Raw genomic sequence first — 21,323 nt, forward strand, 5'->3', positions numbered from 1 at the left:
CGATGCGCTATTGAAACGCGGGGAAGTGTCCAGGAAACCCGGGGCGATTCAGTTAACGTAAGGGCATATTATCGGATTCTGAACACGCGTCCTACTCCGTGAGTTTCGAAAAAGGGCTCTTGTTCCGCCTACCCGCTCGGGCGGTTCTCGCTCATAGCGGAGTCTTTTTGCCTGGATAAGTCCACCCTTTCCGGCGGAATCGCCCAACTTACAGGTTTTACTATTGCCCTGAATCGCCTGCTTCGTACCGGTGAAGGAGATCAAATTGTCGTTGCTCGGTAGGCAACGACCAAACTTGTAATCGAACGGTGGGCGTACGATGAAGCGAACAAGAATCGGATTCGGATGGGTTTCCCTCTCACTACTGGCGACGGCAGTTCTGGCGTTACCTGGAACCTCATTCCAGATTGAAGACGGGGATCTATTCGCGGAAGGTGGGCTGGACTGGGAAAGTCTTGCCGGATCTCCGGACCTGAAGATCGGCGTGGATCTCCCCACCGGTCAAACGGACGATTCGCTGGCGGGAAAGGAAGATTACCTGGCTCCCGGCATCACGTTCGGGTCGATCCCCAACAACAAGAGCAATCTGCTTCGATTTTATGTTGCCCATGAACCCGTTGAAGTGAACGGCGAGTTCGAGGACTTCATTCACATGGCCTGGATCCGATCCAATACGCTGGGATCGGCCAACATGGACTTCGAATTCAACCAGGGCGATCAGGTCAGCGAAAACGGCGTCACGCCGGTCCGTCTCGCGGGCGACATGTTGATCACTTTTGCGTTCTCCGGTGGTGGTAACCAGGTCGAGCTGGGTCTCTCCCTCTGGACTGATGTCGGTCCGTGCGAGGCCGCAAATTTGGCCCCCTGCTGGGGGCCGGTCATGGAGCTCGCGGGGATCGCAAGCGGTTCCGTCAATAGCGCCGAGGTAACGGATCCCATCGAGGGCGCCCAGTTGGCGGAGAGCACGTTCGGCGAGGCGACCATCAACCTCACCCAGGCCGGCGTTTTCGATCGCGAGGAGTGCATCTCATTCGGCACGGCCTACGTCAAGAGCCGCTCTTCGACTTCGTTTACTTCTTCGATGAAGGACTTCATCCGGCCGATGGACGTCAGTGTAACCAACTGCGCCACGGTGTCCGTCCGTAAGGATGCGGTACCCAATCACGAACAGGACTTCAGTTTCACCGCTTCCGCCGAACTCGGAGTGACCGGATTTGACCTCGACGACGACGGCGACGACAGCAACGAGTTGGCCAGCAGCATCCTGCTTGAGGGCCGCTTCGACGAGACAATTGTGGTCGGCGAGCTCGCCGAGCCTGGCTGGGATCTGACCGATGTGAGCTGTAGTGGGCCCGCAGTTGCCGCGACTGACGGCGATGGCGTTCTAACCGGCGAGGTATTGATCGACGCAGAGGCGGGGGACAACGTCGACTGCACCTTTACCAATACCCAGCGTGGCCGAATCCTCGTTCAGCAGATCACGGACCCTGATGGCGATCCGCAGCTCTTCAATTTCCAACTCGCCGGTGGGCCGGACGATCTGTCGCAGTCATTCGGCCTGACCGACAATGCGCCCGCCAACGACAGCGGCACGATCCGCCCGGGTGGATACGTCGTGACCCAGCAGTCCGCCGGTCCTGAATGGGATTTGACCAGCGCAAGTTGCGATGACGGGAGCTCCGTCGATAACGTGATCCTCGATCCCGGAGAAACCGTTCTCTGCACATTCGTCAATACTCGGCGCGGCAGGATCCTGATCGACCAGGTGACCGTGCCTTCCGCCGATCCCCAATCGTTCAGTTTCAGTCTCGCCGGCGGTCCGACCAGCCTGAACCAGTCGTTTGCGTTGAACGACGCTGCGGCGCTTCATGACAGCGGACTCGTGCGTTCGGGCAGCTATGTCGCGACTCAGACCGATCCCGGTGCGGAGTGGGATCTGACCAGCGCTAGTTGCGACGACGGCAGCGCCGTAGACGACGTCAATGTCGCCCCCGGCGAGACGGTCACCTGCACGTTCGTCAATACCAAACGTGGTCGCGTGCTGATCGATCAGGTAACGATCCCGGCCGACGACCCTCAACCCTTCGGCTTCGACTTGACCGGCGGTCCCGATTCTACGAATCAGTCGTTTTCGTTGACTGATTCGGCAACCCCTCATGACAGCGGCTTTGTCCGAAATGGATCCTACAACGCAGCTCAGACTGACCCCGGCGGCGGATGGGATCTGACCAGTGCAGCGTGTGACGACGGCAGTTCTGTCGATGCCATCGATCTCGCACCCGGTGAGACGGTTATCTGTACCTTCGTCAACACCAAGCGAGGTCGCATTGTCATCGACCAGGTAACCGATCCCAGTGGTGATCCGCAGGCCTTTGCCTTCGATCTGAGCGGAGGCCCGGACGCTATCGACCAACACCCCAATTTGACCGATAGTGCGACGCCCCACGACAGTGGATTGCAGCAGCCCGGGGTGTACGCCATCTCTCAGGCCGACCCTGGCGCGGCATGGGATCTACAGAGCGCCACCTGCGCTGACGGAAGCTCCGTCAGCGCGATCGCCCTCGATCCCGGTGAAGTCGTGACCTGCACCTTCGTCAATATTAAACGCGGTCGGATCCTGGTCGATCAGGTGACGGTGCCGGCCGCAGACCCGCAGGTCTTTGCGTTTGGCCTGTCCGGCGGGCCGGACTCGCTCGAACAGAGTTTCGGGCTGACTGATAGCTCGGATCCCCATGACAGTGGATTCGTGCGTAGCGGTGGCTACGTCGCGCAGCAGACCGACCCCGGCAGCGAGTGGGACCTGACCAACGCTACCTGCGATGGTGGGCAGGCGCCAGACTCGATCGTATTGAGTCCCGGCGCGACGGTCACTTGCACTTTTGTCAACACGAAGCGCGGCAAGATAATCGTCGACCAGGTCACGTTGCCGACGGGCGACCCGCAGATCTTCCAGTTCAATCTGACAGGTGGCGCGGATGCAATCGGACAGGAGTTTGGGCTGAGCGACGGGGCGACGCCCCACGACAGCGGCGTGGTCCGCTCCGGAACGTTTGCGATCAGCCAGCAAGATCCAGGCGACGATTGGGATCTGACGAGCGCGAGTTGTGACGACGGTAGTGCCGTCAGTGGCGTCGAGCTTCAGCCCGGCGAAACGGTGACTTGTACATTCGTCAACACAAAGCGTGGACGGATCCTGGTCGACGTGGTGACCGATCCTGGTGGCGATCCGCAAACGTTTGGTTTCCAATTGAGTGGCGGGCCCGATGCTGTATCTCAGTTGGCCAGCATGACCGATTCGGATGACGCCCACGACAGCGGCCTGATCCGCTCCGGAAGCTACGCGCTCAATCCGGACTCTCCGGCGGCGCTCTGGACGCTCACCGATGCCAGTTGTGACGACGGGAGTGCGATCGCAGACATCGGGCTTGCCGCCGGTGAGGAGATCAAATGCGCGCTGATCTACATAAAGGCCGCGACCGTGACGATCGTCAAGGATGCGGTGCCGAACGACTCGCAGGACTTCGAGTTCACGGTCATCGGAAGCGATTATCTCGGAGCGCCGGTTTTCGTCAGCGCGAAGGTCGACGACGATGACGATTCAAGTCGTGCCAACAATCACGCCTGGAACCTCGTCCATGGAAACTACACAGTCACCGAGTTCGATGCGGGACCGGCCTGGGACCTGGATTCAGTGGAATGCATGACAGCATCGGGTGCAGCGACCGGTCAGGCCAGCACCTCAAGTCGATCGATCGATCTCGACCTGGTTGCCGGCGCCGAGGTGAGTTGCCGGTTCGTCAATATCAAACGAGGGCAGATTCTCGTTGAGAAGTTCGTCGTCAACGAATCGACCGGCGTCGGCTTCGACCCACGGGACCATCCGTTCGCGTTCGACCCAAGCTATGACTCGGAGTTCTGGCTCAAGCATCAAGAGGTCAACGAAAGCGCGTACCTGCGAGCCGGAGAGAACTACTCGGTGTCCGAGCGGACGCCGCCGGGCTGGGTTGTCAGCAGTACTTGCACCTATCCCGACGGTTCGACCGGTTCCGCTGGTCAGATCGCGCTCGCTCCCGGTGAAGTTGTTACGTGTCTGTTTACCAACGAGATGCGAATCCACCCCGGTTCGTCCGGATTCTGGCGTAACTGGAGCAATCATTACGACAGCTCGGAGTTCCGTAGCATTCTGGAGTTGGCCCTCGCCGACTCGCCGATCTACGCTGGACTCTTCAATTCGAATGGCGACCTCGCAGCGGACGCGATCCCGCGTGTCGAGGCGATCTACAACAACCAGTCGGCATCAGACACGCAGCCAATGCTTCGCGAGATGACGAGCATGATGTTGAATCTCGCCGTCAGTAAAGCGCCGGAACTTGAGGGGCTGCAACGCAACGATGATATCTGTCGAAGCTGCCTTATTGAGGTGGACGACGTGGTAGGCGCTTTGTCATTGCTCCAGCGTGAGTCTCCCTGTCTCGACCCGGAACAAACCGTTGTGAACGATCTGATCGCAACAGCCGAGTCCACCTGGACCGGACTGCTCTCCTCTGATTGGTCGTTCGACGGGTTGAGCGTCCAGGAGCGCGGGGTGATGGAGATTTTGCTGGGGAACATGAATCACGGCATAGGCCTCGTGGTCGACCCCAGCACATACCCCGACGACCTTGGATGCCTGCAGGTGCTGGATGGAGTGAAAGTTCTCGCTACGTGGTTTGCCGACGCCGATGGCGACGGCTTCGGGATCTCGAGCGAGACGAGCGATACCTGCGATCCGACTCCTCCCGCGGGTTACAGCGCGGTTGACGGAGATTGCGACGATGCCAACGTCGCTGTGTATCCGGGTGCGACCGAACTGTGCGACGGTTTGGATAACGACTGCGACACGATCGTCGACTCCGAGCTCGATACCGATGGTGACAACGTCGATGACCTGTGTGACGCGTTCCCGCAGGACGCAACGCGTTCAGGCGGATTGCGCTACGGCAGCACGGGCGCGTTTAACGACTCATGGTCCGAGGTCGCGTTGCCGGCCGTCTATCAGGACCCCGTTGTTATTGTCGGGCCTCCCACTTCCAACGACGTTGAGCCCGGTGTTGCCCAGATCGTGGTTAACCGCGAGGACGGAGACAGTTTCGACCTCCGTTTCCGCGAGTGGGATTATCTGGATGGGTATCGAGAGGTCGACGAGAGTGCTTCGTATGCGGTGATGGAGCGTGGTCGGTACACGATGGACGACGGCAGCATCTGGGAGTGGGGGACCGTTGAATTGACAGCCGGGTATCCTCGATTCAGGACCCATCTGTTCGACGCGTCGTTTCCCGGTACGCCGGTGTTGTTCTTGACGGGGCAGGCCGAGGATGGCACGCCCATCGCGATACGATCGAGAAATCTGTCCGGTGACGGGTTCGAAGTCGGGATGTTCCCCGAGGAGTCGTCGATCGCGACGCTAACCGAATCCGAGGTCGGCTACCTGGCGATCTACAGTGCTTCCGAGTCGGGAAGGGTGATGGCCAACAGTGGACCTACTCCGTATCTGATCCAACGACCCGTCGTAGACCACAAATTGAGCCCCGTCATGAGTTGGAGCCTCCGGCTGCAGGAAGAGCGATCTAAGGACTCGGAAGTCGCTCACACCACGGAGACCCTCGCGGTGCTCGCTCTCGGCGATCAACTCTTGGCACAGGAAATGTCGGTCGCAGGTTGGGATACGACCTCGCTTCGGTCACTGGCACCCGACGAATCCGCCGCCATGGAGTGGGGCGTCGTCGACGGCGTTCCAGATGGTCGTTGGGCAACCGTACCGTTGTCTCGCAACTACGTAGATCCGGTTGTTATCGTGAAACCGATGTCAAACCTCAGCGGGCAGATGGGAGTGATCCGCTTGCAGAACGTCACCGAGGATGCTTTCCAGGTCCGATTCCAACGCTGGAAGTACCTACCGTGCTGCAACGACGCCGAGCAAATGTTCTACATGGTCGCGGAGTCGGGTGTTCACGAAATCGCCGGACTGACCGTCGAGGCTGGAACCCTGGAGACTGACGGAGCGTTAGGGGCAGGATCGTGGTCCGAGGTGTCACTGACATCGATGGTGGGACCGCCGGCGGTGTTCGCCTCGGTCCAGACGATGTTCGGTTGGGATGCCGTGGTAACTCGTGTCGCGAACAGTTCATCGGCAGGCTTCAGCCTGGTGTTGCAAGAAGAAGAGAATGGCGACTTTGGTCACGCGATGGAAGTAGCGGGTTGGATTGCGATCGAGCAGGGTCAGGGCCGCACTTCTTCCGGACGATTCGTTGAAATATTCTCCGAGCAACTGGGAAGCGATCCCGAAATGGTCGAGTTCTCCCGGCGCATGGATCGTAGCTTCCCCGTTGTTCTTGCCGATATCACCAGCACCTACGACGATGAGCCCTGCCTGGTTCGGTACAACATGATCGACTCCGAGCGAATCGAGTTGTTTATTCAGGAAGAGCAGTCGATGGACATGGAGATGCAGCACGCCTCCGAGGAGGTTTCGGTATTCGTCGCAGAATGAAGTCGCCGCGGGGGTTAAGCGCCCCCGTGGCCTCACTCTTAGACGTAGGGGTCACTTGCGAGTGGCCTACCGAGTGTTTCGAGCATCAGCCAGCCGGAATGTGACGGCCAACCAGCAAGCCCTGCTGGCTGAACCCGGAGGACGAAATGAACCCGGATGTCATTCATCTGGGGCAATGCTTCTTCTACGAGGGTGAATAGGGCATATTTTTCGAGCCGTGTTCGAGTTAGACACCTCACCGCTTTTCGGGTCAGGAACATGCAAATGAAATTGATAGGATCTCGAGTTCTTCGCGCACTCGCGACGGGGGCTGGCATGGCTCTCGTCAGCCTCCTCGTGGATGTCATCTTCAACCCGAATCCTCTCAACTCTGAGACGATTCAGACGAAACTTGGAACCTTTGCGATTGGCTCGGTCCTGGCCTATCTGGTGTTTGCGTATTTCGAGACCAAGGCCGCCAAGAAGTCGGGTTCCTGACCAGCTACAGATTCCTTGCGTCGTCCAAGAGGATCGTTACGAGGCAAAGATGAGTAGGGACCTGAACAGGGACCCTACGGCAGCCCATTGACCGCGCTACTCGTTTTACTCGTGCTAACGACTGAGCCCACAAACAAAAGCCCCACCGCAACTTCGCGGTATTCCGCCAATTCACGGTGGGGCTATCTAACGCTTCGAAGGCCGATGCTCTATCCAGCTGAGCTACAGGCGCGTGTTCATCACCGTGAGGGTATCCGTCAGTGGAAGCTGGCGTCCGGGATGCCGGCGCGACTCCTAAGAAGCCGGGCGCGGACGATCGCGTACCACCCCACTTCTTGTCAACTCGGCTCGGAGTCACTCTCCGGCGGCAGAGGGCAGAGGTAGCGCGGGTGTCTCCTTGTAGGTCGTCAGGACGATCAGGGAGTGAGTACGTACGACGCCGGCGATCGTCTTGATCTTGCCTCGGAGAAAATCCTCGAACGCCCTGGGACTCGTGGCCCGCACCTTGAGGAGGTACGAGAAATCTCCGGTGATGCAGTGGCATTCCTGTACTTCGGGGAAATCCTCGATAGTCCTCAGCAGTCCCTCCTCCCTGGCCGGATCCGTGATGAGAATTTGAACGAAGCCGCAAACCCCGAGACCGATTGTCTCGGGGTCCACGAGCGCCGCATACCCCCGCAGCACACCTGCCGACTGCAGCTTCTTCAAGCGTTCGTTCACCGCCGAGATGGACAGTCCTACCGCCTGGCCCAGCGTGGAATACGACGTCTTGCCGTCCGTCTGGAGCACATCCAGTAGTCGATAGTCGATCGAGTCCATGACACCCCTACTCCATATTGAAAACTTACCTGATATTGCGTACAATACAGTAATTATAGCGGCATAATAACAGAAACATAGGAAATTCTATGGAATTCAATCGAAATGCGCTCCTCCTGATCGTCCTGCTCTTCTGGGGCTGCTCGGTCTCTCGAACCGCCTCGGACAGTCGGAGCGAAGATATCCAGTTGCTGACTTCCACCCTCCCACAACGCCATGCCAATCTGTTCCATCAGCTCCCCGCGGAGGAGTTCTCGGCAGAAATGAATCAACTTCTTTCGCGGGTGGATTCACTGACCGATGCCGAGATGGCGCTGGAGCTGGCCAGGATTCTCGCCCGTATCGGTGACGGCCACACGCAGCTCAATCTCGGACAGGCGGGAACGGGATTCCGACTACTGCCCGTGGTACTCGGCCGCTTCGAAGATGGCCTCTTTATCTTGATGGCGGCTCCTGAGCACGCGGATCTGCTGGGTGCAAAGGTGTTGAAGTTTGGAGACCTGCCCGCTGAGGACGCCCTCGAGCAAGTCGCGCGCTACATCTCCGGTGACAACGAGATGAGTGCGCTTCACTTCGGACCGTCGAGGCTGACGATGGTCGAGATGCTGGCCGCGCTCGGAGCAGCACCCTCCGACGGTCCGGTCTCACTCGACTTGATGACTCCCGACGGTACTCGGAAAGTTCATCAGGTCGCGCCGATGGCGCTTTCTTCGTACCAGGAGATCGCGTGGAAGAGTATCGAACGCAAGTCCACCCCGTCTACCGCGGCCGCGCAGGAGAACTACTCTTACCGGTTTCTGGACTCCGATCGGGTGCTCTACATCCAGTATGTTCAATGCAAGAACCAGGAGGGGCTCCCTCTGAAGAAGTTCGCCGCTCAGCTCTGGAAGCAACTGCAAGCGAAGAAGCCGCAGGCCGTTGTCGTGGACATCAGGAGTAACGGAGGGGGAGATCAAACACTGAACCGACATCTTATTAGCCCGTTGAAACGCTACCAGGAGACGCAAGAGGTTCAGGTGTTCGGCCTCATAGGTCGTGGAACGTTTTCGGCTGCGATCGAGTTCGCCATCCAGATGGAGCGCAGCTTGAACGCGACATTCGTCGGTGAGCCGACTCGCGGCAAGCCCAATCATTACGGAGAGAGCGAAGATCTGGAATTGCCCTACTCCGGCCTCTCGATAGGCTACTCCGCCAAGTTCTACCAGCTCAGTGACGTGCAGGACGAGCGGCCCTGGATCCCACCGGATATTCCCGTTGGCACGAGCTTCGAGGACTACATCGCCGGTCGCGACCCGGCTTTGGACACAGTCCTGAAGATGGCCCGGCCCACGACACTCGAGGACGACCGGTCCTGAGAATCCGCGAACCCTAGGTGTTGGCTGGATCGGTCTAGGGGGCCAGGTCATCCAATCGCGTGTGTCACCGTCACTGTTCGAAGCAGTAAAAATGGAGCGGGATCGCGCACGAGTAAGTGCTCAGATCGGTCCAGTCGGCGTTCATCGACCAGGGATTCCCCATGCCTCCATCGGTCGACGAATCCTTGTCCGTCCAGCCGTTACAATGATCCGGGCCCGGCGTGCCGTCGATCAGGGTGCCGGACCATACCCGCTCCAGCGCGGAATCGGGGACGACACTGCCGCTTTCGTCGAGATTGATCGGAGCCAGCAGGTTGCCCGAGGTCAAGGCCGCCCAGTTGTTGGCGATGACCGTCCCGTCCACGCGCACATAGGGATCCGTCGACTGCGAGAACGACGTGCCGGGGCCGGAGACACCGTCCGAGAGCCAGGCTTTATAGGTTCCGGCAAGATTGGCTGCGCGAGCCATCAGCTGGCACTTCTTGTCGGCACCGGAAACGCCGCCACAGTTTCCGTCCCTCGCGAGGCTGGAGACGAAGGCGAGCCGGCGACACGAGGCGAAACGGCTGCGTTCGGCGATCGACCCGTAACCCAACGTGCCCTCGCGTACAGTCGTTGCAGCGGTAACCAAGTAGAAGTAACCCTCTCCCGACGGCGGGAGATCGAACTCCAGGTAGGTCGTGCTGGTGGTTGCCCCCGCGGTGGTACCCCAGCAATCGAATCCGATGTCGTTGAGCGCGCCACGATAGACGCGGTACTCACCGTTTACGTCGGCACTCACGTCGGGGTCGACGTCCCAGATGAGCACGGTCGTGGGAATCGCCCCAAGCTGCAGGTTCTGCACCGCTCCGGGGACAAGTGCGGGATTGTGCAGCTCGTAGGCCCCCATGTCCGCCCGCGCCAAGCCATCACCATCGGCGTCAAGCAGTCGTTGATCGTGCGCCGATCCGGGATCGTCGTAATCGGTCGTGGGGTTGCCGCGGAAGTTCTCGGGTGTGGCGAGAACGTCGATTGCCGGGGAGCCTAGCGGCAAACGGTAGTCGTCACCGGCGGGATCGAGAAACAGGGGGTCCTGGCAGATGTTGTCGTTGACCGTGCAGCACGCCACATCGGTATCACTGGAGACGACGCTGGCGCAGTCGACGCCCACAAGATCGTCCGTGACGTTCCCGAAGACGATGCTGTTGACGACGAGCAGATCCGCCACCCACGGGGTGGTCTGCCGCACGCCGACGTCGCACCCCGTGACCGTAGAGAAAGCCAGGGTGGACGTGCCGACGGTCTCGAGCCGGACGCAATCCGCGGGACCCGTGATCACGCTATTGAACACGTCTGCGTTCCCGTAGAGATGTAGCGCCGCCTCCGTTCCACCGGTGATCCGACTGCCCTCGACCAGGGCGTCAGTCCCCTCTCCAACCTCCAGTCCGGTTTGCGAGAGCTGATCCAGCACCATGTTCGAGAGTTTGGCAACCGCGTCGGTGTTGATTCCGATCCCGGCGTTGCGAACGGTGAAACCGCTCATGCCGACCGGCCTCGAGTCACCGGGGCGTTCCGCAATCCTAACGGCGATGGCAGCACCGAGACCATCGATGATCGTGTTCGCCGGGCTCCCATCCGTGGCAACCAAATCGATCGGGTGCTCGATGACGAGCGGGGATGTATAGATCCCGGGTTGAACCAGGAGCACGCATCCGTCCGTGACGCCAGCGCTGGCCAGAGCATCGGCGATCGTCGCGAAATCCGATCCGGGCTGACTGCCGACGGAGACGAGACAACTGTTCGCTGCACTTCCCGCCAGGCCGGCAAGAACCACGCAGACGGTACCGAAAACCCTTCGACTCCACGAACCCATGATCGCACCTCCTGTAAGGGTCGATTCGGCCGGGGCGATGCCAGCCGCCTACCCGAACACTAAGGCGAGAAAAAGCGTTCTATTCGGCAGACAAAAGAAAGAATTTTTGGGGACGCGCCTCGACGCGCTTCGCCGACGGTCCCAGCACCCGGTTTCAGTTCACGCACCGAACTGACAATCAACGTCAGATTTGTGTCAATTTTCGCTGGCCCCCGCCAATAGTTCCAAGGAATTCGGGGATTTACGAGACTCAGGCTCTGCTGCATCGCTGGCCTGCAAATTGCTCTTCAAACAATGACGGAGGTCATTCATGAGAGGAAGCAAGACCAGCGGGTTCACCCTGATCGAGTTGTTGATCGTCGTTGCGATCATCGGAATCATCGCTACGATCGCGATCCCGAATCTGCTCAATGCGCTCGATCGCGCCAAGCAGAAACGAACGATGGCCGACCTACGAACCGTCAGCAGTGCGATCGAACACTATTCGGTGGACAACACCAACTATCCGATGGTGAACACCATCGCCGGGCTGCAGTCGGCCTTAGTCCCGCTCTACACCGAGTCCATCCCATCCGAAGATGGCTGGTCCAACACGTACGTGGTCGACTCGGTGCCCTTCGAATACACGATTGCGTCGGGCGGAAAAGACGGCGGGGCGATCAACGTAGTCGGTGGCGAGACGGCGTATTTCGATGACGCGATCATCTTCGCCAACGGCCAGTTCTATCAGTGGCCCGCAGGCAAGCAGCAGTAGAGCCTGGTCGGCGTTGAACCCCACGTCCCCGCTCAAAGGGCGTTACAATAGGAGCGAGCGGTCAGCCTCCGGTGCCCCGCAACAATGAAACACCTCTGAGCGAGTCGCCATGACGGTTGGAACCGAGCCCCCTGCTAACCGATCCGAAGCGATCCGACCCATTGCTCGTGCTGCGGCTCGCGCGCGGGCGAAGCGTTTCGAGTTTTTTCGCTCCCTGCTGGACAGACTGGATCGACCGATCAGAATCCTCGACGTGGGCGGGACCGAGGCGTATTGGCGCGCGAATCTGGGCGATACGGAAAACGGCATCACCGTCGACGTCGTCAACCTGGGCCCACAGAAACCCGCGGAACTGCCCTACCTCAAAACCCTCGAAGGCGACGCAACGGATCTGCGCGATACAGCCGACGGGACCTACGACGTCGCATACTCGAATTCGGTCATCGAGCATGTCGAGACCTGGGACAATCAGCGAAAGATGGCGGCGGAAATGAAACGGGTCGCCCGAAGCTATTACGTCCAGACCCCCTGGCGGCATTTCCCTCTAGAGCCACATTTCCTTTTTCCGTTCATCCAGTATCTTCCCAAAGGCGCCAAGTACGTGATCGCCAAGAACTGGCCTCTCGCCCGCCGGATGTACGGGAACGCAGAACTCGCTAGACTCCACGCGCAAACGATCCGCCTGCTTACCAGGGGAGAGATGCGAGAACTCTTTCCCGAGGCGTTGTTCTACACCGAGAAGGCGCTGGGCTTGACGAAGTCCATCACCGCTTACCACGGCTTCAAGTAGCGGGACGCTAGCGTCGCAAACACAAAAAGAGGGCCGACGGCACGGATCGCACGGCCCTCATGAGAACAGATCAGTTCTCGGCAACCGGCACCTTCATCGAGCAGCAAGCAACGGCCCGTTCGATATGACAGCGTTCCGTCTTGATGCCGCCGAAGCAAGCGCCAAGATTGATGGTCGTCCCATAGTCCATGTGGTCGTTGGACATCCAGCCGCTGCAGTTCAGGTCCGGCTCATTGAGGAAGAGCGAGCCGGCCTTCGCCATGTTCTGGGTCCAGGCCGAGTCCCCTCCGAGGAACAGCGCCGACGGGATATTGACGCTCATGCGGATCTCATCGACCGTGCAGACCCGGCTCGCGGCGAATGTTTCCTGACACGCGCTCGACATGGTCAGCACACCCACGTTGCCGGCGAACGACTTGGTGGAGAACCCGACCAGCTGCATCCGGTCCGATTGCGTGGTCGGGACGGGTTGGGGAACGACCGGCAGGGGTATGGGCTGGGGAATCACCTCGTCTCCTGGGACCGGGCCGATGTTATCCGCGTCGGCCGGCGCGCCGGAGACCGGGCTGCCCCAGACCAACATCGCGGCAACAAAAATGAGACCAAGAGCACGTTTTTTCATACCGACCTCCTTTTCGCGTGTAGAACTGCGTGCGCAAGCCATTCTTGAATTTTGGTCCCGAAGGGTCAATTCATCGGCTTGAAATGGGTATACACTCTTGTTATTGAGGCTGCGGTTCCCTGCCTCCGATGGACAGCGTTAGGACCGTGGCATCGACGCGGTTTCATCATGGTTGTTCAGCCGAAAATCGGTCAACGATTGGCGGCAGCAAGACTTCGACGAAGTCGATCTCAGGCCGCTGTTGCCCGTGATGCGGGCATCGCGCCCTCGTACCTATCCCGTATCGAGACCGGCAAGGTCCAGCCGACGTATCGAACGTTGTCGCGGATTGCCCGCGCGATGGAGGTGCAGCTGGACGAGCTGGTTCCGTTCGATCCGGCCGAGCATCGACACGGGGTGCAGTGCCCGATCAGTCAGGAAGGGACTTGCATGTTGGATCTGATCCGGCCGGAGACGTACGCGGCCCATGGAAGCCACGGCGAGGACTACACGCCGAGGCAGATCAAGCTGATTCGGGAGTTTTCGCTCTTTATTCGGCGGATACCTACCGACCGGCAATACGCGTTGACGGTGTTGATGGCGGACCTGATGCGGGCGTGGAGTGATGGGAACGACGACGCGGGGTCCGGACCGCTGAGCCGAACCCCCAATAAATAAATCTGTCCCCTTTCTAGGGGAGGCTGGTACGCGCGGCAGGATTCGAACCTGCGACCCCCAGCTTCGGAGGCTGGTGCTCTATCCAGCTGAGCTACGCGCGCGTGAGACGTATTGGCAGTAACTTACGACTGATTTTCAGTGTACCGCAAATTGTCCAGTCTAAGTTTCACTTAGTCTCGTCGCCCATGTGTGGCGCAGAACGTGATAGCCGTAAGGGATACCAGCCGACTCAAAGATTGGAATCATCCAACCGCGGAAGCTCTTGCCGGTATTCCATCGTGGCTGGCACAGTAGAGTTCCGTTAGGGTGCCGCGATTCCGCCTAGGGTGTGCTTCGCACCGGCCACACCAAGAGGGTGTTGGAGGACTTGGCCCCTGTTGTGAGGATACCGTCGTTAAGGCGCACAATAAACGCGTTGTACGGGAACTGGACCAGGCTGGTCGAGGACCAATAGTAGAACGGGGTCAGGCCCGAGAACACGGGCACGACAAATGGATGGTCAGCTGCCAGGGCGGGGTTCCACTGACCGAAATCGATCATGCTCATGGCCTCCCTGGCATTGGGCAAACGCCAGTCGCCGGGGATTGATCCATCGGAGAGTCCACAGGCTCCATCCGCCAATGCGGCGGCCCCTGCCAGGGCGGCGAGCCAGTTGCTTTCTGCAAAGCAGGTCGCGTCCTGCAGCCAGACCAGGCCGGTCAACCCGTCCGTGACTGTTCCGTCGAGGTTCTCCATGAAGCGTGGTGTAATCGCGACGCCTGCCTGGTTCTCGCCATCCTGCCCTGTGCCGCTGCAGGGCACCAACTCGCCATTCACGTCCCAACACGCCGTCTGACCTGTTTTCTGGACCGGCGCCTGGTCCTTCCCGCAATCGTCGGCACAGGCGCCTTCAAGATCGCCGTGTGCAAGATGGGACCAAACTCCCGTGGCACGCACGTGAATCGTGGTCGTAGAGGTTGGGCTACCCGGCGGGATGTGGCACAGCGTCACCAACTCGGATGGCACCACGCCGGCATGATCCGGACCGGAACCCGCACCCAGCGGTGAAGCCGGTTGGGCGGTTGCTGGGCCAGCAATCACCGCGGAGCACAAGAGAAGCAAAACCAAACGGATGTTTCTCATCTACCCTCCCCCCCTTTAGGCCCAACTGATGGGTTCAAGCGCGCGCTCAAAGTATACGGCGACAGGTGCAGCCCGACAATCGAACGCTTTTGCCTTCATGATAAACGACAGTTGTTTTGTATGGTCGGAGGAAACACGGCTTGTTTTACTTAGATGCTCCCGGCTGTTTTTGATCGACGGGAAGCGCGTCTCTATCTCGCCGATAGCGAATTACGCGACGCGGTCGAAAAGCTTCGGAGGCTGGTGCTCTATCCAGCTGAGCTACGCGCGCTTTAGACCGGATCGTCAGCCTATCATCTCAATCGTCGTCGGGGTCCTTCACGTAGACCTTCATGGCCTCCCAGCGGGTCAACTGCACCTTGCCCGGCGCGAACCCACGGGGCTTGCGGACATCCCCGGCCCGGCAGACATGCACCTCGGTCTTGCCGCCGGCGCCGCGGGCCTTGGAGTGCCAGGCGGCCAGCTGGGCGGCCTTGCGCACCACCTCTCGTGGCGGCTCACCGGCCCCCTCGGGGATCCGGATGATGACGTGGGAGCCCGAGTAGTCGGCGACATGAAACCAGAGATCGTCGGGGTCGGCGACTTCGAGGGTCAGCCGGTCATTGTCGCCGGCGCCCTTGCCGACCAGGATCTCCCAGCCGTCGACGACCACCGTTCGGTACTTCACATTCATCCCCGGAGGATAGCAGCACGCGCTATACAAAAAAGGGGGCATGGCCTGCGCCATGCCCCCACTTGCTACTTGCTCTTGCGTGCCGTCAGGGAACGGCCACACACAGCGACGTGCTGTTGCGGGCCCCTTCGGGGGTGTTGTCCCCGAGCGGTCCGTTGTGCACCGCCGTGCTGGTACCGACCAGGATGAACACGAGATCGTTGCCCGTGATCCCCGCACCTACGTCGTATCCCGTGATCTCGCGAGTCGCGCCGAGATCCGAGGTCACCACCGCACAGTCTTTACGACCGTTGGGGCCCTCGACATCGAACGGCGCGGCCGCCAGCGACGATGCCGAGTTGGAGACGAAGACGTTGTAGTCGAACACGCTACCCGCATCCTCGAACTCCAGATCCACGATGTTGTTCACGGGTCCGGGGATGCGACTGACGAGCAGCGGAGACGAGCCGGGCTCGGAGACCGACGTCGCGCAGGAGGTCGGCAGACCGCTGTTGTCCGTCGTGTCACAAACCAGGTTCGACGCAAAGATCGTCGAGTGGATCACGTACTCGCCGGTGGACGGCGTCGTCATGTTGGCGACGCCGTCACAGTCGTTGCGGAACGACTGCACCGCCGCGGTCACCTGATCGACCTCGAGGTTGAAGTCCTCACCACTACAACAGACCGGGTCGCCACGGACGACAATCCAGTAGTTCTGACCGGCAGTGAAGCCCACCGGTGCGGGCAAGGGGAACTCGACCTGTCCGGCACCGTCGCCACTCGACAGGATACCGTCGGCCAGGATCGTGCCGAAGTCCGGCGCACCGGCCAGATCGGGATGCATGTACCAGTGGTTGGGCCACGGGCCACCGAAGTTGATCGAGTTGTCGATGCAGATCGCGGTCACTTCGTAATCGCCGACGATGCCGAAGTCCGACGCGTTCCACAGCTGACCCATGGCGCAGTCGGTGTTGCCGGCCATGCCGCCGTTGAACCACTCCGCCGTGTCGGCGGTGCCGTTGTCGTATTGGGCGTTGCCGCATACGGCGCGTGTCGCGTTTACCTGGGCGTCACCCGGAGTCCCGCGGGTCACCGAAACGACGCCTTCGGTTGAGGAGGCCTGAACGATGAAGCCCTCGGCACGATTGGTGTCCGACTCTTCGTCACCGGCCGGCGGCGAGATCGACATCGGGTCCTGACCCACGGTCGCTACCGGTCGGCTCGTCGTCGAGGCTTCGAGGACCCGACTGGAACTCCGCTGGATCGGTACCGAACCGAAGCGGGCGTCGGGATCTCGCGAGTCCTCGTCGCTGAAGGCCAGCTGGGCCGACGGCGGCGGAGGCGCGATGGGTCCACCCCCTAGGTCGATATCGAGGGTGAAGCTGGTGGTCAATCGACCATCGGCACCACAGATCTCGTCGGAGAGCACCGTGACACCGAAGGTCAGCGTGTCGGGATCGCCCATCGCGTCGCACTCATAAGCGGGGTCGACCTGGAAGCGGAACGGGCTACCCGGGTTGGATACCATCGCCCCGCCGAGGATCGTCCCGAAGTCGGCCGAGTCACGAATCAGACAGGAGACGGCCAGCGAATCGGTCTCGATGAAGACTGTCGCGTTGGTCAGCGTCGTCGCCGAGTCGTTGAACAGCTCCAACTCGAACGCGAAGTCCTCGTTGGTGTCCGGGTTGTTGTCGGCATCGCCGTTGTCCATCGTGACCGTTCGCGATGCGATGCTGATGTTGGCCGATGGGTAGTCGGTCAGCGCCGACGTGACGTCGCTGCACGGCGAACCGGTGCCGTCATCCAGATCATCGTAGGTCGCAAGCAGCTGGTCCGCAGGCAACGCGAACACGACACCGTCACCCACCGACGATCCGGAGACCGTCGAAACGGCGACCGACCCGAGGAACAGTTCGGACGCACCCTGTCTCGACAGGACGACGGCCTCGGAGTCCCCTCCACTGGTGGAGGTGACCGTCACCATTAACGAGCTGCCGATGGCATCGCCGTCGATGACACGGATCTCGACCGGTTCGTTCTGGCAGCTTGTCTGCAGCGTTCCGACCGAGAACGAAACCTGACCGCACTGACCGGAGACACCACAGTCTCCGGTGTTGGGACCGGCATGGAACTCTTCCCAGCCCAGTTCGGTGTTGTCGATGCCGAAGCCGTCGGTGGCCACGCCGTCGGCGATGCCGAACAGCTGCTCCTCGACGGCCAGCAGAGCGAAGTTGAGGGAATGATCGCCGGGCATCTCGATGTCGCCCGCCTGGCTCACACCGGCTGCGGCACTGCCGATGCAGATGGTCAGACGGTTTTCGGTCACGTCGGTGACCGGCTCACAGAACGCGGTGGCGGGGCTGACCGCGTTGGAGGCATCCCAGTCCCAGGCTCCCGGCGTCGGGTCGCAGCAGTCCAGGGCAGCCATCGAGAAGAAGGCCGCGGAGATGGGCCAGCCGGTGCCGTCGTTGTTTTGATCCAACGGAGTCGCTCCGTCGATGACCTGAGCGCCCTGATAATCGTCATCCAGGAAGAGACCCCAGATCACATCGTCCTCTCCGGTCACCGAGGTCGACGTATCGAAGGAGAAGTAGGTCATGCCGTAACGCCACGGTTGTCCCGTGCCGCCGTCGGTCCCGGAGTTGATCAACGAGATCGGTGTCGTCGGCACCAGGGTGCCTGCGGAGTTGCCGGGGATCGACGTACCGCCACAGTTGGTCTGTTTGTACATGCCGGCAGACGCGTCGAAACAGGTTCCGACGGTGCGATCCTCGAAGCCACAACCGGGTTGGGACGATCGCTGCCAGCCAATGTCCGCGAAACCGTCGGCGGTCCACGCCAGGCTGGTCATGTCAGCCGCGGTGTGATTGAAGCAGACACCGTGCTGTTCAATGACATCGTCGGCGTTGACGATCGAGTTGACATCCGCCAGGACCAGCGGGTTCTGATAACCGTCGGCGGTCACCGTCACCTCGAGCGTGATCTCGGTCAGAGACGGACAGGTCTCGACCCGAACGCTCCAGTTACCGCTGGCCGTCTCGCCGGCGGGGATACTACCGATGTTCAACGGATTCTGACTGAGCACGCTCAGACACCCGGAGGGCGGTGAAACCGCGGTGTCGTCGAACTCGAGGATCACGTTGTCGACGGTGCGCAATTCGTTGTTGACGACCGTGTAGCTGAAGACCAGCAGTTCGTCGGTATCGGCGTAGGGCAGCCATTTCTCACCGGTGTTGACCAGCGGGTCCGCCGTCGTCCAGCTATCGCAACCACCGGAAAGGAACGCACCGCCCGTGGACGCGTCGAGCGTACAGACGATCGGCGCCGTGTCGTTGTGAATGGTCTCGTAGGTGACGGTGATCGTGTCCCCTTCGGCCACACCCAGAACGCCGTTGTCGTTGGTCGTGTCGCCGATAGCCAGCGCGATCGATCCGGTCGTTCGCAGCGAGTCGACGGCGCTCAGTGAGACGACCTCCGAATCGGTGGAGCTGGTGACCGTCGCCGTGGCCGACTGAGTGTCGTCGATCACGTTGACGACCGCCAGGTCATCGCAACCATAGTTGGTGCGATCGAAGGCGACGGAGGTCGGCGGCGGACCGACGAAGAATTGACCCCAGACCGTGGCCCAGGCGTCCTGCGTGGCACTGCCGAATTTGTTGTAGACCCAGAAACTGTTGTTCACGGGGTCGACGGCGATGCCGCTGTAGTCACCCCAGCGGTTGCCGTTGGTGTCTTCGTAGGTGTTCAGACCCACCTGCACGGCTTCCGAAGGCTGAACGACCCCGGGACCGTCGGTGGACTCATGGACGGTGTAATAGGCACCCGGATTGAGGGTCGTGCTGGAGGCCGAGAAGCCGATACCCACGTCGCCGTTGGCGTTCACCGCCAGTGCTGGGTAGAACGTGTTGGTTCCCACCCCAAGATCCTCGCCACCGACGTTGGCGCCGTTGGACGAAACCGGGTTCCCCGAGACCGTCGTATCGATTTCGGCCCAACGAGCGGTCGGTTGACCGGCATCGGGGCTCGGGTTCGACGGATTGACCAGCAAGGCCAGGTGAAGTCGATCGTCCCGCCAGTCGGCATCGAAGACGGAACGATTGATCGTATCCAGCAATCCGGCGCCGCCGGGTTGCTCCGCTCCGGGCATCAAGGCACCGGTGTTGTCGACGGCACCGATGTTGACATAATCCTGAAGCAGGATGTACTGACCCGGGTTCATCGGATCGTCCAGCAGCTCGTAAAGGTTGACGAACGCGCTGCCGGCGCTGTTGAGTCCGGTATAGGCGGTGAAGTAGTTCCGGTTGTCCGCGTCAGGATGGACACCGAACTGATGGGCCGGCTGGATGGTGAAGTTTCGAGATTCCGGCACGACGGAGGGGACGATGACATCGGCCGTCAGTTCCGCGCCGTTGCTGGTGCCGTCGTAGAGCCCACCGGTCAGCCCCTTATCGATCACGTAGATCAGGCTATTCCTGAAGTTTGTCGTGCCGAACTGGTTGGCGGTCACGAAGATTGCCGCCTCGTCCATACCCAGACCCGGGTAGTCCGCGGCGGTCGCCTCGCCGGCCAGCATGATGGACGCATCGACCCACGACAGGTACCAGGTCCCGTTGGGGTCAGAGTCGTCGGAGACGCCGATGAGGATCCGCGCGTCGGCGGTCGCATTGGGCACCTCGAGGAGGATGATCACGAACCGATCCTCGTACTGGTCATACAGGACCTTGGGGTCGGTGATGATGTTGTTGGTGTTTGCGATCACGGGATTGAAGAAGGTGATCAGGGAGCCGGTCGAAGTGACCGCGCCGGTGCTCTTCTCGTGGAATCGAAAGTTGGTGTTGACCACGTTAACGACGTGGACCGGCCCGGCGGCGCCGTGGGGATCCGCCGGGGCAAAACCGGAATTGAAGATCGTGGTCGACAAGAACGTGATCAACGGCGCGCGACCGGTACCCTCGTTCTCGCTGAACTGTCCGGGGAGCGCCAGTGCCTCTGCTCCGTCATCGAACGAGACGTGGGGCTTCGGCTTACGAGGAAACTTCTTGGTCTTGGGGACGAAGATGGAGGTTAACTCCTTATCCAGCCGCTTGGCGTTCTCCGTCTGGATGTGGGTGACGACCGGCATGTTGCGTCGACTGGGGACGACCTTGAAGTCGAGTCCCTGAAGTTGCTCGGTCGGGATGTGACTGCGGGCGACCACGTCGGGTAGCACGACGTCACGCGCCTGTTCTTCGCTCTCCGTGTCTGCCGCTTCGACCACGGCCTGCGGTGTCGGTTCGACGGCTGTCGGTTCGACGACCGCTGTCGCCTTGGTTTCCGGAGTCGGTGTTTGCGGCAGCAGGACCACGATCAGCCCAAAGAGCAATGCCGTGGATCCCAGCAGCCAGAGTACGCGTCCCGTCTTCATGGATTTCCCCTTCGTCGGACCGATGGCGGGTCCAGACTCCCTGGAGGCACATTAAATCGAAGGCCAACCCACCCGACGGGCAGCCTCTTGATAAGTTGTCCTCATTCATTTACGCGAGAAAGTGGCCCAGATCAACCGCCACAACCGGGTTCCGGGGGATTCCCCCGCTAGATAGTGGTCGGGGCGGCAGGATTCGAACCTGCGACCCTCTGCTCCCAAAGCAGATGCGCTACCTGGCTGCGCTACGCCCCGACGTGGCACGCATGGTAGGAGGGGCGGGACGTACGGTC

12 protein-coding genes, 2 tRNA genes and 1 pseudogene are annotated in these 21,323 nt (G+C 60.6%); 7 read left to right on the top strand and 8 right to left on the bottom strand.

Features of this window, described 5'->3' with window-relative positions; translation table 11 throughout:
- Positions 1 to 319 precede the first annotated feature (319 nt).
- Entirely contained in the window at positions 320 to 6,529 is a 6,210-nt protein-coding gene (locus OES25_03005) for a putative metal-binding motif-containing protein (GenBank protein MDH3626608.1), read from the top strand.
- Positions 6,530 to 6,844: 315 nt separating this feature from the next.
- Positions 6,845 to 7,006 carry a hypothetical protein gene (locus OES25_03010; protein MDH3626609.1) on the top strand — a complete coding sequence of 54 codons (162 nt, stop codon included), beginning with the start codon at positions 6,845 to 6,847 and terminating at the stop codon, positions 7,004 to 7,006.
- Positions 7,007 to 7,360: 354 nt separating this feature from the next.
- Here OES25_03010 and OES25_03015 read toward each other — a convergent pair whose 3' ends face one another.
- Positions 7,361 to 7,825, bottom strand: coding sequence for an Lrp/AsnC family transcriptional regulator (locus OES25_03015; GenBank protein MDH3626610.1), 465 nt, complete (start codon positions 7,823 to 7,825; stop codon positions 7,361 to 7,363).
- A gap of 89 nt (positions 7,826 to 7,914) precedes the next feature.
- On the opposite strand from OES25_03015, the gene OES25_03020 reads away from it, so the two are divergent.
- The gene (locus OES25_03020) at positions 7,915 to 9,180 is read left to right on the top strand and encodes a S41 family peptidase (protein MDH3626611.1); all 1,266 of its coding nucleotides are present in this window, start codon (positions 7,915 to 7,917) and stop codon (positions 9,178 to 9,180) included.
- Positions 9,181 to 9,250: 70 nt separating this feature from the next.
- On the opposite strand, the gene OES25_03025 is transcribed toward OES25_03020, so the two are convergent.
- Entirely contained in the window at positions 9,251 to 11,032 is a 1,782-nt protein-coding gene (locus tag OES25_03025) for a DUF1554 domain-containing protein (protein ID MDH3626612.1), read from the bottom strand.
- A gap of 310 nt (positions 11,033 to 11,342) precedes the next feature.
- Here OES25_03025 and OES25_03030 point away from each other — a divergent pair.
- The 3 genes and pseudogenes from OES25_03030 (at position 11,343) to OES25_03040 (ending at position 12,576) form a co-directional block, all read left to right on the top strand.
- Positions 11,343 to 11,462: pseudogene (locus OES25_03030) on the top strand (prepilin-type N-terminal cleavage/methylation domain-containing protein).
- Positions 11,436 to 11,786 (top strand): type II secretion system protein GspG, encoded by a 351-nt coding sequence (locus tag OES25_03035; GenBank protein ID MDH3626613.1) that lies wholly within the window; start codon positions 11,436 to 11,438, stop codon positions 11,784 to 11,786. The pseudogene OES25_03030 and the gene OES25_03035 overlap by 27 nt, the downstream one beginning before the upstream one ends.
- A 109-nt stretch (positions 11,787 to 11,895) precedes the next feature.
- Positions 11,896 to 12,576 carry a class I SAM-dependent methyltransferase gene (locus OES25_03040; GenBank protein ID MDH3626614.1) on the top strand — a complete coding sequence of 227 codons (681 nt, stop codon included), beginning with the start codon at positions 11,896 to 11,898 and terminating at the stop codon, positions 12,574 to 12,576.
- A gap of 70 nt (positions 12,577 to 12,646) precedes the next feature.
- Here the strand turns inward: OES25_03040 and OES25_03045 are convergent, their stop codons facing one another.
- Complete coding sequence (locus OES25_03045) at positions 12,647 to 13,198, bottom strand: hypothetical protein (protein MDH3626615.1); 552 nt, start codon at positions 13,196 to 13,198, stop codon at positions 12,647 to 12,649.
- 198 nt (positions 13,199 to 13,396) lie between these two features.
- On the opposite strand from OES25_03045, the gene OES25_03050 reads away from it, so the two are divergent.
- On the top strand, positions 13,397 to 13,855 hold the full coding sequence (locus OES25_03050; GenBank protein ID MDH3626616.1) for a helix-turn-helix transcriptional regulator: 459 nt from the start codon (positions 13,397 to 13,399) through the stop codon (positions 13,853 to 13,855).
- A gap of 24 nt (positions 13,856 to 13,879) precedes the next feature.
- On the opposite strand, the gene OES25_03055 is transcribed toward OES25_03050, so the two are convergent.
- The 5 genes from OES25_03055 to OES25_03075 form a co-directional block, all read right to left on the bottom strand.
- A tRNA-Arg gene (locus OES25_03055) sits at positions 13,880 to 13,956 on the bottom strand.
- A 220-nt stretch (positions 13,957 to 14,176) separates the two neighbouring features.
- Positions 14,177 to 14,977: a DUF1566 domain-containing protein gene (locus OES25_03060; protein MDH3626617.1), complete on the bottom strand. Its 801-nt coding sequence runs from the start codon at positions 14,975 to 14,977 to the stop codon at positions 14,177 to 14,179.
- Between the two features lie 298 nt (positions 14,978 to 15,275).
- On the bottom strand, positions 15,276 to 15,650 hold the full coding sequence (locus OES25_03065) for an NFACT RNA binding domain-containing protein (GenBank protein MDH3626618.1): 375 nt from the start codon (positions 15,648 to 15,650) through the stop codon (positions 15,276 to 15,278).
- Between the two features lie 85 nt (positions 15,651 to 15,735).
- Entirely contained in the window at positions 15,736 to 21,033 is a 5,298-nt protein-coding gene (locus tag OES25_03070) for a hypothetical protein (protein MDH3626619.1), read from the bottom strand.
- Between the two features lie 175 nt (positions 21,034 to 21,208).
- A tRNA-Pro gene (locus OES25_03075) sits at positions 21,209 to 21,285 on the bottom strand.
- Positions 21,286 to 21,323 lie beyond the last annotated feature (38 nt).

The sequence above is a fragment of the Acidobacteriota bacterium genome (assembly GCA_029861955.1).
GTDB lineage: Bacteria > Acidobacteriota > Polarisedimenticolia > Polarisedimenticolales > Polarisedimenticolaceae > JAOTYK01.

What these genes read in the sequence shown, in the direction of transcription:
- OES25_03025 (MDH3626612.1), bottom strand. Translation starts at nt 11,032, where the DNA reads ATGGGTTCGTGGAGTCGAAGGGTTTTCGGTACCGTCTGCGTGGTTCTT.
- OES25_03070 (MDH3626619.1), bottom strand. Translation starts at nt 21,033, where the DNA reads ATGAAGACGGGACGCGTACTCTGGCTGCTGGGATCCACGGCATTGCTC.
- OES25_03020 (MDH3626611.1), top strand. Translation starts at nt 7,915, where the DNA reads ATGGAATTCAATCGAAATGCGCTCCTCCTGATCGTCCTGCTCTTCTGG.
- OES25_03060 (MDH3626617.1), bottom strand. Translation starts at nt 14,977, where the DNA reads ATGAGAAACATCCGTTTGGTTTTGCTTCTCTTGTGCTCCGCGGTGATT.
- OES25_03065 (MDH3626618.1), bottom strand. Translation starts at nt 15,650, where the DNA reads ATGAATGTGAAGTACCGAACGGTGGTCGTCGACGGCTGGGAGATCCTG.
- OES25_03045 (MDH3626615.1), bottom strand. Translation starts at nt 13,198, where the DNA reads ATGAAAAAACGTGCTCTTGGTCTCATTTTTGTTGCCGCGATGTTGGTC.
- OES25_03010 (MDH3626609.1), top strand. Translation starts at nt 6,845, where the DNA reads ATGGCTCTCGTCAGCCTCCTCGTGGATGTCATCTTCAACCCGAATCCT.
- OES25_03040 (MDH3626614.1), top strand. Translation starts at nt 11,896, where the DNA reads ATGACGGTTGGAACCGAGCCCCCTGCTAACCGATCCGAAGCGATCCGA.
- OES25_03005 (MDH3626608.1), top strand. Translation starts at nt 320, where the DNA reads ATGAAGCGAACAAGAATCGGATTCGGATGGGTTTCCCTCTCACTACTG.
- OES25_03015 (MDH3626610.1), bottom strand. Translation starts at nt 7,825, where the DNA reads ATGGACTCGATCGACTATCGACTACTGGATGTGCTCCAGACGGACGGC.